7 protein-coding genes are annotated in these 13,838 nt (G+C 70.5%); 5 read left to right on the top strand and 2 right to left on the bottom strand.

Features of this window, described 5'->3' with window-relative positions; translation table 11 throughout:
* The first annotated feature begins 153 nt into the window (after positions 1–153).
* Complete coding sequence (locus ACZ6SD_RS10700) at positions 154–1,131, top strand: hypothetical protein (protein WP_465316685.1); 978 nt, start codon at positions 154–156, stop codon at positions 1,129–1,131.
* Between the two features lie 13 nt (positions 1,132–1,144).
* Here ACZ6SD_RS10700 and ACZ6SD_RS10695 read toward each other — a convergent pair whose 3' ends face one another.
* Positions 1,145–3,118: a DUF2075 domain-containing protein gene (locus tag ACZ6SD_RS10695; RefSeq protein ID WP_465316743.1), complete on the bottom strand. Its 1,974-nt coding sequence runs from the start codon at positions 3,116–3,118 to the stop codon at positions 1,145–1,147.
* A 644-nt stretch (positions 3,119–3,762) separates the two neighbouring features.
* Between ACZ6SD_RS10695 and ACZ6SD_RS10690 the strand changes: the two genes are divergently transcribed.
* Both ACZ6SD_RS10690 and ACZ6SD_RS10685 read left to right on the top strand, forming a co-directional pair.
* Complete coding sequence (locus ACZ6SD_RS10690; protein ID WP_465316684.1) at positions 3,763–4,173, top strand: toll/interleukin-1 receptor domain-containing protein; 411 nt, start codon at positions 3,763–3,765, stop codon at positions 4,171–4,173.
* A gap of 117 nt (positions 4,174–4,290) precedes the next feature.
* Positions 4,291–5,910: an Hsp70 family protein gene (locus tag ACZ6SD_RS10685; protein ID WP_465316683.1), complete on the top strand. Its 1,620-nt coding sequence runs from the start codon at positions 4,291–4,293 to the stop codon at positions 5,908–5,910.
* Between the two features lie 8 nt (positions 5,911–5,918).
* Here the strand turns inward: ACZ6SD_RS10685 and ACZ6SD_RS10680 are convergent, their stop codons facing one another.
* Positions 5,919–11,492: a CHAT domain-containing protein gene (locus ACZ6SD_RS10680; protein WP_465316682.1), complete on the bottom strand. Its 5,574-nt coding sequence runs from the start codon at positions 11,490–11,492 to the stop codon at positions 5,919–5,921.
* A gap of 231 nt (positions 11,493–11,723) precedes the next feature.
* On the opposite strand from ACZ6SD_RS10680, the gene grpE reads away from it, so the two are divergent.
* On the top strand, positions 11,724–12,221 hold the full coding sequence (gene grpE / locus ACZ6SD_RS10675) for a nucleotide exchange factor GrpE (protein WP_465316681.1): 498 nt from the start codon (positions 11,724–11,726) through the stop codon (positions 12,219–12,221).
* A gap of 4 nt (positions 12,222–12,225) precedes the next feature.
* Positions 12,226–13,836 carry an Hsp70 family protein gene (locus tag ACZ6SD_RS10670; RefSeq protein WP_465316680.1) on the top strand — a complete coding sequence of 537 codons (1,611 nt, stop codon included), beginning with the start codon at positions 12,226–12,228 and terminating at the stop codon, positions 13,834–13,836.
* Positions 13,837–13,838: the final 2 nt, after the last annotated feature.

The following is a 13,838-nucleotide window of genomic DNA, read 5'->3' as shown; positions in this document are numbered from 1 at the left end:
AGGTTCGGGATCGGCGTCACCGCCATACCTTGCTCCGCGTCTCCCTGTCATCCGTAAAGTCGGCCTTGTCAGCGAACGAGGCGAACCCGCGGGAATGGCTACTCCTGATCTACACTGGCCGCCTGCGCCAGCCGGCTCGACAGAGGAGTAACTGTGCCTCAATACGCATACGTGTACGTCGGCAAACCGGCACGCGACAACTTCCAAAGGGGAATGGACAAGCTTACCTGGGGGTGGAAAAAGGAAACATATAGTGCCGACGTGGATAAGGCGATGGTTGCGCTGCGGAAACCCCGGGTCGCGACCTACCTCGTCTTCGCTCAAGTGCTGCGATCACCGAATCAACCATCAGGGTGGCCACGCACTCGCGAGGACAACCCGGCGTGGGCGGGTGCGTACCTGGAAGCGATTACCCTCGCCAAGGTCACTCGGCCGCTCCACGAGGACCATGATCCGCTCTGGCCGGATGGCATCTACCCGTACCGAGTGTCCCTCGGGTCGCTGGTCGACTTGCCGACTTTTCCTCCGGGCGGAATGGACCCCGAAGTGATGTCGATCATTCGTGACGCGTCCTTCCGGGTCGGGTTGCCCTTGCTGGGGCCGCCTCCGGTGGACGAAGCCGATGTGGAAGCTTATCTTGGAGCCGATGACGCCGCTGACGACGACGAAGCCGTGCCGGACCGATTGCTGGACGGCTTGGACAGCCTGGACGGACTCTCCCGTGCCCTTTTTCGCCGAGAACAGAAGCGGCTCAGGCGGGAGGTGTTCGGCAAAGCGAAAACACATCCCTGCAGCATCTGTGGCCGGGTGTTGCCGCTGTCGCTGCTGCGGCTCGCCCACATCAAGCGGCGCGCCGAGGCGACGATGACCGAGCGCCTGAACCTGGCGAACACGATGCCCGCGTGCACTCTGGGCTGCGACGAGTTGTTCGAGCGGGGGTACGTCTTGGTCGACGGGCAAGGGCGGATAAACCGCAACTCGGCCGCGACCGCCGTGACCGCTGACCTCGACGTGGTGCTTTCGAGGTTCGACGGACGAATCGTGCTGGACTACCGCAGCGCCTCCGCGCCGTTCTTCGCCGCGCACGCGGACCGACACCACGCGCGCGGCGCGAGTGGTGCGCGACCGTGAGCGCTCGCCAGCGTCATTCCTCGGCGCTGAGCTGCAACTGATGGTTTTCGATGTGGATTGACGCGTGAAAGGTTGTTGTTTCACTCAACCCGGCCATCCACGTCTTTTTAGGGCGCACAGTCGGTTTTGGGAGCGGCGGGATACCCAGGTTCAGAAGCATTTGCCGGGTTCGAACATCCTGTGAATAGAGCACTGTCGACCGCATGCCGCGGGTGGCGAGGACGCGGTAGACAGTGCGGATGAAACGGTCCGCTTGCTTGGCTCGTTTGACCGCGGAGTCCTCGCTGCGCTCTCGGTCGGTGTGCCAGGAGTCGTCTTGGCCCCACACCAGGTCGGGGCCGATGATGACCCCAGCGTGATCGTATTCGAAGCCCTGTGCGGTGTAGACGCAGCCGATCTGGTTGAAGCCGTTCGGGTGGGTTGTCCACATTGTCGTCGCCGGAATGTAATCGGGGTCCGTCGGCTGCCCGGCGTGGTCGGCGGCGTTCCAAGGACGCCGCCAGTCTTCGATAATCACCTCGTTGGGCAGCAGCTTGGGGGCCGCGAACTTCTTACTCCATGGCCAGCAGAAGCCCGCGGCAATTCGCGCGACGACCTTCTCGTCGTGTTCGGGGCCTTCACGGCGCAGCGCCGCCAAGTGCGCTTCCATCTCGGCCGGAGACTCCGCGACGTGCAACTCGTAGTCATCGAGCGGGCGCCAGGGAAGAGGTCCGCCCTCGGTGATAGCGAAGAGACGGTCGATCCATTTCGTGTACTCGGTCGAACCACCACACCGGAACTGGTCCGTCAACTTGATCGATATAACGCGGCACCCGAGTCGCTCCGCCGCCTCGGTGATGAGGGCGACCGAGCCGATACTGTCGGCTCGAGTGGCCTGGTGGTCGTCCAGCAGGAAAACCGGCACCCGGGCGGCGTTGATCAGGTCTTCGACCTGCGGCGTCTTCGAAGACCGATATTGCATGGACCCGGTCTTGCGGATGCGGTGCGCTTCATCGGCGATCAGCACTTCGAGCGAGTTGGCTTTCTGGTGCGCATATGAGGCGAAGTAGGTGAAAGCGAGGTGGGCGTGCTTGCGAGGACCGGACAGGTTGTCCCGGAGGGCTTTGGTCAGGTTGCCCGCACCGGCCGCGTGCGCCACGATCCGCCCATCCCTGCTCAGCTGACCGAGTAGTTCCAACGCCACGACACTCTTTCCGGTGCCCGGTCCGCCTTCCACGATCACGACGTGTTTGGTGTTGTTGGTCGAGCTGGCTTCAACCAAGTTATGCACCATGGCCACCGCGCGCTGCTGCGGCTCGAGCAGAGGGAAGACTGTGCGGTGTCGAATACATTCGGTGACCGATTCCAGCAGCTTGGGGGTAGGTCGACGCGGCGAGCCGATAAGGTGGTCCGCGTTCGATTTCGCATTCTCGCCCGACAGGACACCTCTGAGGTGACCCAGAAGTGGCGCACGCGCGTCGGATGGAAACACGCGGACGTTCTTCGCGATCTCTGGGCCGAGTTCGCCGTCCATGAAGAGGATCGACTCGACGTTCTCCGTGACCGCCTCGTGCAGGTTGACCACACCGCGCAAGTCGGCGCCTGCGACCACAGGCAGATAGCTGCTCAGGGCCAGACAGTAGTTCCAAACCTGGTCGGACGGGTGCGTGAGCGGCCCGAACCCGGGGTAGTCGGGAAGCCTGACGAGCGAAGATTTCGGGATGGCCTCGATTCGAGACCACTGCTTGTTCTCCACCACGACGACCGACATGGTGGTCGGTTTGCCGGGCCGCGAGCCGACCAAGACCATGTCCATCCGGGCTTCGGTAAGCGGGTGTCGTAGCTCGAGCAGGACCTCGACATCACCGAGACCGGCCTCCATGAGCACGGAGATGATGGTGGGGATGCTGCTCTTCCACGACTCGACTTCCTTTGGCTGCGGCGAGTGCCTGAACTTCGCGAGCATGGCGCTGCTCATCTGCTTGCCGAGACCGCCATTGCGATTCATGGCGTCCAACTCCGCAGCTGTGCGCCGAAGTAGGTACTGCTGTGACACGACGCCCCCAGAGTGCTCGTTCCCCTCGCATGCGCCCAGCAAGCGAGAACACTTGTGGGTGACACCCTATCGAGGGACAAATGACCGCTCGTAGTCGAGGTCGAACACCTGTCCACAGGCGCTTGGCCAGCCTGAGTGGCGGCGCGGGGCATGGCACCGACACCACGAGGACCGACACTCGAAGCCGGGCGGGAATCTCCATCTGAATCGTCTTCGGCCTAGCCGGGGTGTGAACGTGGTTGGCGGAGGGGTGGCAGTACTGGGCGCAGACGATGAGCAACTTGGGGGAGCAGTGAACCGCCGGATCCACGATTCGGCGTTGACTCGGTTACCGCTTCCCCGGCGGGACGGGGCCGATCACAGGGCGTGGAGGCGGGCAAGGGTCTGCTGCAGTTCTTCCCGCAGTGTGCCGCCCCGCCATCTCGGCGGCCGAGTGTCGTCTCCGGTCATTCGACCTGCGCTGGGTAACGGTTTGCGATCGGGCGGTTGCCAAAACCGGGAAGATCACGCTGTGGTGATTGCCTGTGGGCGTGGATCCCGACCGGCGCGAGCCGGGGTAGAGTCGCGCGCCTGCCGCCTACGGACGGGAGCGACCGGTGAGCGTGCGCGTCTTCATCTCCTATGCCCATGCCGACCGCGCCGTGGTGCTGCGGTTGGCGGAGCGGCTGCGGAGCGAGCGGTTCGACGTCTTCCTGGACGAGTGGCGGCTCGTGCCCGGCGACACCGTCTCCGCGGAACTGGAGAAGGGCATCGCCGGGTCGCAGGTCGGTGTCGTGGTCTTCAGCGCGATGTCGGTGGGCAGGCCCTGGGTTCTGGAGGAGTACTACGCGCTGCTCACCCGTGCGGTCACCGGCGCGGGCAGGCTCATCCCGGCCGTGATCGGCTCGGTGGAGCTGCCGGTGTTCGCGGGAAATCGACTCGCGGTGGACATCGGCGGGCCTGCTGGACCGGAATTGGACGCGGCGTTGGAGAAACTGGTCAAAGGGGTGCGCAAAGCACAGACCTAGGTCGGCGAAAAGGGCGTCGGGGGCGGACGGAGCGTTCACCGGCCACGGGTCGTCCTGCTACTGTGACCGGCGACTCGACGTCTTTTCGAGTCCAGCGGCCAGAACGTGAGGGACCGGATGCCCGTATACGGAATCGACCTCGGAACCACCTATTCCTGCATCGCCAGGATCGACTCGTCGGGCGCGCCGGTCGTGATCCGCAACGATCTCGGTGAGGAATCCACGCCTTCTGTCGTGTATTTCGCCTCCGAGTACCAGGTCGTGGTCGGGCGGGACGCGAAGAACGCGGCCGTGGCCGACCCGGATTCCGTCGTCGCGCTCATCAAGCGTGAGATGGGCAAACCGGGGATGGAGTTGGAGTTCCACGGCCGCGGCTACACCCCGGAGGTCATCTCCGCGCTGATCCTGCGGGAGCTGGCCAAGTCGGCTGCCACCACCACCGGCGAGCAGGTCCGCGACGTGGTCATCACCGTGCCCGCCTACTTCGGCGTGGCCGAGCGGGAGGCGACCAGGGCCGCGGGCGAGATCGCCGGGCTCACCGTGGTCAACGTGGTGCCCGAGCCGGTCGCGGCGGCGCTGCACTACGGCGTGCTCAACACCGGGTCGGACCGCACCATCTTGGTGTTCGACCTGGGCGGCGGCACCTTCGACACCACGGTCATCCGGCTCCAGGGCGGCGACGTGACCGTGCTCTGCACGGACGGCGACCACGAGCTGGGCGGGGCTGACTGGGACAGCAAAGTGGTCGACCACCTCGCCGACGAGTTCATGCGCCGGTTCCCGGACTCCGGCGCCGCCGACGACGAGGTCTTCCTGCAGGACTTGGCGCTGGGCGCGGAGGACGTCAAGAAGTCGCTGACCAGCCGCGCGTCCCGGCGGCACACGATCAGCTATCGCGGCGCGCGGACCCAGGTCGAACTCACCCGCGACACCTTCGAGCTGATCACGGCCGACCTGCTCGAACGGGCCATGGACATCACCGGGCGGACCATCGCCATGGCCGCCGCGCGTGGCGTCGACCGGTTCGACGAGGTCCTGCTGGTCGGCGGGTCAACCCGGATGCCGATGGTGGCGGCCGCCCTGAGCAGGGAGTTCGGGTTCCGGCCGAAGGTCCACGACCCGGACCTCGCGGTGGCCAAAGGCGCCGCGCTCTTCGGTGTCGTGGAATCGCTGCGCGTCCTCTCCGCCGACGGGTCCGCCACCGCCGATCTCGCCCGGCGCCTGGATGTCTCGCCGGAAGTGGTCACGGCGATGGCGGCCAAGAAGGTCACGATCGTGGTGCCGAGGGCGTTCGGGGTGGCGGTCATGGAGGACACCGGGGACGACGACGACGACACCGCGCGGGACGCCGGGGACTCCGCCGAACCGCAGGCCTTCCTCATCTCGCACCTGCTGTCCGCCAACACGCCGCTGCCCGCCGAGCACACCCGCCAGTTCGTCACCCCGTACGAGAACCTGCGCGAGATCACCGTGGAGATCTGGGAGCAGGCCGGGCCGGTGGCGTCGGAACAGCCGGAGACCAACCAGCAGATCGGCCGCGCGTGCATCACCCGGCTGCCGCCGCTGCCCAAGGGATCCGCGGTGGATGTGACCTTCCGGATGGACGAGAACGGGATCCTGCACGTCGCCGCGCAGGAGAAGCGCACCGGGCAGACGGCCACCACCACGATCGAGATCGGCGACCTGACCCCCGCGCAGATCGCCAGGGCGCGCACCGACGTCAACCGCCTGTCCTGACCGGCCGCTCACCTGATCCGCACGGTCGAGGACGGGCTCACCAGGGCGGGCACGTCGGACACCGCCGAGAAGTTCGGGACCAGGTCGCGGACGATGTCGTCGATCGAGGGCCCGAGGTAGGTCACGACCCGCTCGGTGAAGGCCAGTTCCCCGTCGACCGCGCGCCGCCGCCGGAGCCACCGCACCTCGGCGAAGTCGTCGTCGGTCGCCGCCAGCTCCTCGGCGACTTCCTCGGCCGCCCGCCCCTGGCCCAGCGCCGCGGCGACCTCGCCCGCGACCGCGTCCCGCAGCCCGGCCGCGACCGCGGCCGACCTGCCGTACTGCGCCAGCGCCTCGCGGTAGTCGCCCTCGGCGGCGCAGGCCAGGCCCAGCTCGCGGTGCAGGTGCATGGCCACGACCCGGTCCCCCTTCTTCAGGCTGACCGCCAAGCCCGACTCCAGCTCGGCCCGCGCGCTGGCGGGCTCGGACCGCCGCCGATGCGCCGCGGCGAGCTGGTGCGAGCAGTCGACCAAGAGCACGCGGTCGCCCAGCGCGCGGGCCGCGTCGCGCGCGTCCTCGGCGAGCGCCGCGCCCGTGTCCGGGTCGCCGTCCCGCACCGCCTGCTCGGCGCCCAGGAGCAAGCCCACGACGGTGGACGGCGACGGGGGCCGCTCGGCGGCCAGGGCGCCCGCGCGGCGCATCGCCTGCCGGGCGGAGGCCAGCCGCCCGGCCCGGGCCAGCCCCCACGCCAGCCACACCACGCACGCGAGTTCGTCCTCATCCCGGCCAAGGCCCGCGAAGCCCGCCGCGGCCGCCCGCATCGCCGCCGCCGTCTCGGCGAAGTCGTGCTGGTCGGCCCGGCACCGGCCCAGCTGGCGCAGCACCTCCGCAGCCAGGTGGGGTGCTGACGCGGCGGAAAGCACGTCCAGGCACTGCCGGTAGCAGCGCTCCGCCTCGGCCACGGCGCCCCGGTCGAAGGCCAGGTCGCCGTGGCGGGCTAGGCACTCGGCGATCAGCCGCGGGTTGCGCTCGGCCCTGGCCAAGGCCACGGCCTCGCCGATCCACTCGGCCGAGTGGTCGTCGGACCCGGCCTGCCTGCCCGCCACGGCCATCGCCAGCAGGCAGACCGCCATGCCGCGCCTGCTGCCCAGGCCCTCGGCCCGCCGGTAGGCGTCGTCGAACAGCTTCGCCGCGCTCGGGGCGTCCCCGGCGCGCAGCCGGACCAAGGCCAGCTGGATCACGCAGCCCATCGCCAGGCCGTCGTGGCCGACCTCGTCGGCGATGCGCATCCCCTCGGCGAACTCGGCCGCCGCGTCGGCGGACCGGTCGCAGCCCACCAGCACCGTGCCGAGGACCAAGTGGGTGGCCGCGACCAGCACCTGGGCGCGCATCGCCGTCGCGGCCGCCATCGCCGTCGCCAGCTCGGCGATGGCCACCTTCGGCTCGCCGAGCCTGGCCGCGATCCGGCCCAGCTGCTGGTGGGCGACCACCGTGCCGCGCCGGTCGCCGAGCTCATCGGCGAGCTCAGCGAAGCGCTGATAGGTCTTCCTGGCCGTGGCCAAGTCGCCGAGGTCGGCCTGAATCTCGCCGGTCAGCTGCTCGCAGGCCGCTGTCAAGGGCAGGTCGCCCGCCTCGTGCGCGAAGCGCAGCGCGGGGCTGAGGTGGTCGAGCGCGTCGGTGACCATGTGCCGGTTCAAGTTGACGGCGGCGAGCTGCAGGGCGGCCGCGGCGAGCAGCCTGCGCACGTCGGTGTGCGCGGCGGCGGTCTCGCGGGCGCGCAGCTCGTGCCGGTCCGCCACGGCGTGGTCGCCTCGGGCTCTGGCCAGCTCCGCGAGGTCCCGGTGCACCGCGCCCACGTCGGCCTCGTCGCCGATCTCCCAGGCCACGTCGATCGCGCCGACGCTGAACCGCTCGGCGTCCTCGTCGTCGCTGCGGGCGAGGGCGATCCCCCCGAGACGCTGGTAACAGCCCGCCAGGATGATCCGCGCGGCGAACCGCTCGCGGATCTCCTCGCGCCCGGCGGCGCGCACCGCCTCCCGGTACCGGTCCTCGGCCGCGGCGGTGTCGCCGCGCAGCTGCGCGATCGTGCCCAGCTGTTGCAGGCCCGCGGCCACCGCGACCAAATCGTCCGCCGCCTCGGCCAGCTCTTGAGCCTGCCGTTGCTGCTGCTCGGCTTGGTCGTGGTCGCCCCGGCGCAGCGCCACGACCGACCGCCGCTGCCGGAACACCCGGCCGCGGGTGTCGTCCGGGGCGAGCTGGACCAGCGCCTGCCCGCACAGCTCCCACTCCCAGTCGTTCGCCCCGCGCAGGTCGAGAATCGCGCACATCTCGGCGGTCACGGCCAGCGCCTGCTCTTGCTCGCCAGCCTGCACGCTGTGGTGGCGCACCTCCTCCAGCTCCCGCAGGTGGACCTGCGGGACCCGGTCCCAGAGAGCCGCCCGCCAGCGGTGGTAGGCGGCGGCGCGCCGGTGGGCCGCGGCGAGGTCCGCCGGGTCGACCCTGGACACCAGCGCGCTCGCCGTCCATCGGTGCACCAGGTAGTGGGCGCCCGCGCCCTCGCCCGCGTCGTCGGCGGGTGGCACCGGGGTGAGCAGCGTCAGCCGCTCCAGCCGCGCCTTCGCCTCGGGCACCCATGCGGGCAGCGGGGGCAGCGCCGCGGCGGCGAGATCGCGGTTGAGCTGCTCCAACTCCTCCCTGGGCAGGTCGAGGTCCGCGCGGGAGCGGGCGGTGCCGTCCTGTTCGCCCGCTAAGAGGGCCGCGTATGCCTTGTCGAGCCGCGCCTGCCGGGCCGGGTCGAGCGCGTGGGGGTCGGTCGCGGCGGCCCACCGCAGGCCGGACTCGTCGAACGGCCCGCGGTGCACGGACACGGCGACGAACAGGTCGTAGGCGGGCCGGAAGGTCGTCATCAGGCCCGCCAGGAGCTGGTCGAGCAGCACGTCGGCGGACACGATGGCGGTCGTCTCGCTCAGCGCGGTGTCCAGGCTCGCCCCTGACCGCTGCCGCCACCAGGTCGCCACGTCTTCGCCGGACCGGGCCAGCGCCGTGTCCAGCCGCCGGACGACATGGTCGAAGCGGGAGCCGGATCCGCGGCCAGCCGCGGCCCGGCCGCGGTGCTCGCCGCGCAGCACGGCGTCCAGGTACTCCAGCGCCCGCGGGTGGCCGCCGATGGCTTGGTAGGCGCGGCGCTGCTCGGCGACCTGGAGCGCGTCGAGCGCGGGCAGCCGGTAGATCATCTTGCGGGTCTCGGCGAAGGACAACGGGCCCAGGTGGTGCGTCACCAGGCGACTACCGGCGCCGGGAATGGCGAATGACAGCCGCGACGTGGCGACCAGCCGGACCGGGGCGGGCAGCCGCAGCCACTCGCCGAGGAACTCGGCGACGTCGGGCTCCAGTTCGCCGTTCGCGGCGCGCTCGACCGTCCACGGCTCGGACTCCAGCGGGTCGCCGACCGGGTCGTCGAGCAGCAGGACCACCGGCGTGCGACCCAGTTCGGGCAGCACGTCCTCGGCCAGCACCTCCAGCCGGTCCCGCCACGGCAGGCTCTCGTCCCGTGCCTCGGCCAGGCTCGCCGTCACCATGCCCGCGTTCGACATGGCGGCGTTCGGCGCGGCGCGCAGCCGCCTGCCCAGCCTGCCGCAGACCTTGTCCAGTATCTGGTCGACCGTGCGCGGCCCGTGCTCGGCGACGACGACGGGCTCGGCGCCTGCGTCGCCGCTGTCGCTTCCGCCGAGCAGGTGGATCAGCTGGGCGGCCAGACTGCTCTTGCCGACGCCGCCCATACCGTGAATGAGCACGCCCGCGGCCTCGGGACCCGCGTCCAGCGCGCGTGACAGCGCGCGCAGCTCGGCGCGCCTGCCCACGAAGTCGCCGATCCGCAGGTCGGTGACCTGCCCCAGCCGCCGGGCCGGGCGCGTCCTCGCGGTCGGGTCTGGCCGGGCGCCGGGGTCGAACAGCAGGTTGTGCCGGACCCGCTGGTGCAGCGTCGGCGTCGACCACTCGGCGAGCGCGGCCGCCGCGTCGCCCGCACCGAGCCGCCGCCTGCCCGCCTCGATCGACTGCCGGGCCGCGGTGAGCGCCTGCAGCGGGTCGGGCCCGTCCCGGTGGCTCGCGAGCTCGCGGTAGGCGGTGGACAGCAGCTCGGTCGCGTACTCGTCGGACACGTCGGTGCTCATCGCGATCACCGACGGCACCCCGCGCTCGATCAGCTCGCGCGCCAGGCCGGGCAGCGCCGACCCGGCGCCGTCGTCCTCGCCGCCCGGGGACTCGCCGCCCGGGGACAGCGCCGTGCGGCACCCGGCGAGCACGACCAGGGGCGGCAGATTCGCGGGGAACCCCAGCTCGTCGGCCAGCCTGCGCGCGGTCACCCGGTCCACCCGCCCGTCCTCGGTCTCCAGCTCCAGCACCCCGGGCGCGGCGTGGCAGGACAGGTGCAGCACATGGCAATCCTCGGTGGCCAGCGCATCCCGGATCGCGGTCAGCGAGCCCCAGTTGAGGATGCGCACCTGGGCCTGCTCCGCGGAGCGGGCCGCGGCGACCTGGGTCAGGATGGTCGCCAGCTCCTGCTCGTAGTCGAGCAGCTCGCCGCCGCCGGTGTCCGGGCTCGCGATGACCGCCAGGATCCGCAGTGGCCGGGGGACCATCGGGGCGGCGGTGGGGCCGAGCCCGGAAGTGTGCCGGTAGACCCGGACCGCGGGGTCGAGGCTCACCGGCGTGCCGCCCCCGGAGAGCACCAGCGACTCCCACGGCAGGTCGGCCACCTCGTCGGAGGCGCCAACGAACTCGAAGGCCAGGTGGGCGACTCGGCCGGACCGGCGGGCTGCCGCGAGCGCCGCGGCGAGCGAGCCGGACAACGGCTCGGGCAGGAACGCCTCGGCCAGCCGCACGCCGACCTCGCGGCTGGCCGCGTCCAAGTCCGGCTGCGCGGTGTCCGCCGGGGCGGACGAGCCTGTCGCATGGGCACGAGTCGTGCGGCCCACCGCCCTGCGGCAGCGGTCGGCCACGCGCAGAGCGTGCCGCAGCCCCGCGGTCGCCCCGGCGTGCCGCACGCCCTCGGTGGTCCCGTCCTCGCGGTGGACCGTGGTGTCGGTGGCGCCGACCCGCACGGTCAGCAGCGCCGGGGTGTCACGCAGTCGGGTGTCATCCGGGGCGGCGGTCAGCACCACGTCCACCGGGCCGCGCGCGCGTTCCCCACGCAGGTCCGCGACCAGCCGCTCGACCCGGCGGGTGAAGTCGTCCGGGTCGAACACGTCCGCGAAGGACACCCCCAACCGCGCGCCCAGCCGGGGCGGCAACTCGACGCCGTGATCGAACACGATCGGGACGAGCCGGTCCAGTTTGCCGTCCATCGCCCGGGTCGCCAGCGCCGCGTACTCCTCCAGCGCCCACGGGTGGTCATTCCACTGCCTGCTGACCACGACCAGTCCGTGCCGCGCGGCCTGGATGCCCGAGTCCAGCCTGGTCACCACCCGGTCGCCGGGAAGGATTTCCCAGTCGTCGTAGAACACCGTGAGGCCCTGCGCCAGCAAGCCGCGCGCGAGCGCCCGCGCGGGCGTGGCGTCGGCGGGACAGTAGGAGACGAAGACGTCGAAGTGCTCGGTGCCCAACGCGGTCCCTTGTGCTATGTCGTATTCGGTCGCCGAATGGCGCAGACGAATCCTCGCACCGTCCGAGCACAAGGGACAACACCAAAGCGGACAGCGACCGGACAAATAGAGGACAGTTTGTTGCCTGCCTTTGTCCACCGCGGTCCGCCGGTGTGATGATGTGCGCGCCGCCGCTCCACGCTTTCGCGGGTGCGACTCGCGCGTCGAACTCCGTCGAGGGGCCAGCTGATTGTGACCGACGAACTGATTGAGCGGCTCGGCAAAGTCGAACACGCCATTGTGGACTTTCATCGCCGAGCCGCCCACCGCGAGACCGTGATCGATCGGCTGCACGAGGAGAACCAGCGGCTGCGCGCCGGATTCCAGCAGGCCGCGCTCGCCCCGGTCGTCGCCGAACTGGTCCGCCTCTACGACGGTCTGGCGGGCCAGGCCGCACGGCTCGCCGACGACCCGGACCAGGCGGCGGCCGGAGTCCTGTTCGCCAGCTTCGCCGACGATGTGGAGATGGCCCTGGACCGGTGCGGGCTGCACGTTTACACCGCGGTCGTCGGCGACGAGTTCGACCCAGCCCTGCACACCGCGGTCGGCGTGGTCGCCACCGCCGATCCCGCCTGCCACAACCGGGTCGCGGTCTGCGTCGCCGCCGGGCTGCGGGACCAGGAGACCGGCCGGGTGCGCCGCCAGGCCAAAGCCCGGTTCCACCAGTTCCCGTCCCAGCACGAGAGGTGAGGTTGTGCCCACGTACGGCATCGACCTGGGGACCACGTACTCCTGCATCGCCCACGTGGACGATGTCGGGCGCGCGGTCGTGGTCAAGAACGCCATCGGCGAGGACACCACGCCCTCGGCCGTCTACTTCGAGACCGCGGACAACATCGTGGTCGGCCGCGAGGCGAAGAGCTCGGCGATGATCAGCCCGGAGTCGACGGTCCTGCTGATCAAGCGCCAGATGGGCGAGAAGCTGACCCTCGCCTTCCACGGCGTGGACCAGACCCCGGAGACGATCTCCGCGTTGATCCTCAAGGAGATCGCCCGGTCGGCGGCGGAAGCGCTGGGCGAGCCCGTGGTGGACGTGGTGATCACCGTGCCTGCCTACTTCGGCGTCGCCCAGCGGCAGGCCACCCGCAACGCCGGGAAAATCGCCGGGCTGAACGTGGTCGACGTGGTGCCCGAGCCGGTCGCGGCGGCGCTGCACTACGAGGCGGTCACCTCCGGGGCGGACCGCACGATTCTGGTTTACGACCTGGGCGGCGGCACCTTCGACACCACCGTCATCCGGCTCTCCGGCGACGAGGTCACCGTGCTGTGCACCGACGGGGACCACCAACTCGGCGGGGCCGACTGGGACCAGAAGATCAGCGATCACCTGCTGCGGCAGTTCATGGCCGAGCATCCCGACTCCGAGGCCGAGTCCAGCGAGGACTTCCTGCAGGAGGTCGCCGCGGCGGCGGAGGACTTGAAGAAGGCGCTCTCCAGCGTCACCAACCGCCGCCACCACCTGCGGTTCGCGGGCGAGGTCAGCTCGGTGGAACTGAGCCGCGACGCCTTCGAGGAGCTGACCGCCGACCTGCGCGAGCGCACCTTCGACATCACCGCCCGCACCATCGGTTTGGCCAAGGAGCGCGGGGTGGACCGCTTTGACGAGGTGCTGCTTGTCGGCGGCTCGACCAGGATGCCCGCCATCGCCGCGGGCCTGCGGGCGCGGTTCGGGTTCGAGCCGCGGCTGCATGACCCGGACCTAGCTGTGGCCAAGGGCGCGGCGCTGTTCGGCCTGCTCCAGTCGGTCCGGGTGGCGTTGCCCGACAGCGCCGACCCCGACACCGACCCCCAAGCCGCCGCCGCGGTCAGCGAGGTGGCCGACAAGCTCGGAATCGCTCCCGAGCAGGTGCGCAAGCTTGTCGAGAAAAAGGTCGTCACTGTCGCCCCACGAGCCTTCGGTGTGAAGGTGTGGCGTCGGGACACCGACGAGTGCTTCGTCCACCACCTCATCAAGGCCAACGACCCGCTGCCCGCCGAGCCCGAGACCCAGCAGTACAGCACCGGCCACGAGGGCCAGAACAGCATCACCATCGAGGTCTGGGAGCAGGCGGGGTCGAGCGAGTCGGAGGCGCTGGAGCACAACGAGCAGATCGGCGCCGGGGTGATCGAGAACCTGCCGCCGCTGCCGAAAGGCTCACCGGTGGACGTGACGTTCCGGATGGACGCCAACGGGTCGCTGCGGGTGCGCGCGGCCGAGTTGCGCACCGGGCGCGACCTGGACATGGAGATCCGCATCGAGGGCCTCAGCGACGCCGAGGTCGACCGGGCCCGGGCGGCCGTGGCCAAGTACACCATCGGCGGCTGACC

This window comes from Actinokineospora sp. NPDC051303, assembly GCF_055586285.1.
Note: the sequence above shows the minus strand (reverse complement) of the source record. Positions and strands in the feature narration are given on the sequence as shown.

Coding starts and splice junctions, on each gene's coding strand:
- ACZ6SD_RS10685 (WP_465316683.1), top strand. CDS start 4,291: ATGCCCGTATACGGAATCGACCTCGGAACCACCTATTCCTGCATCGCC.
- ACZ6SD_RS10695 (WP_465316743.1), bottom strand. CDS start 3,118: ATGAATCGCAATGGCGGTCTCGGCAAGCAGATGAGCAGCGCCATGCTC.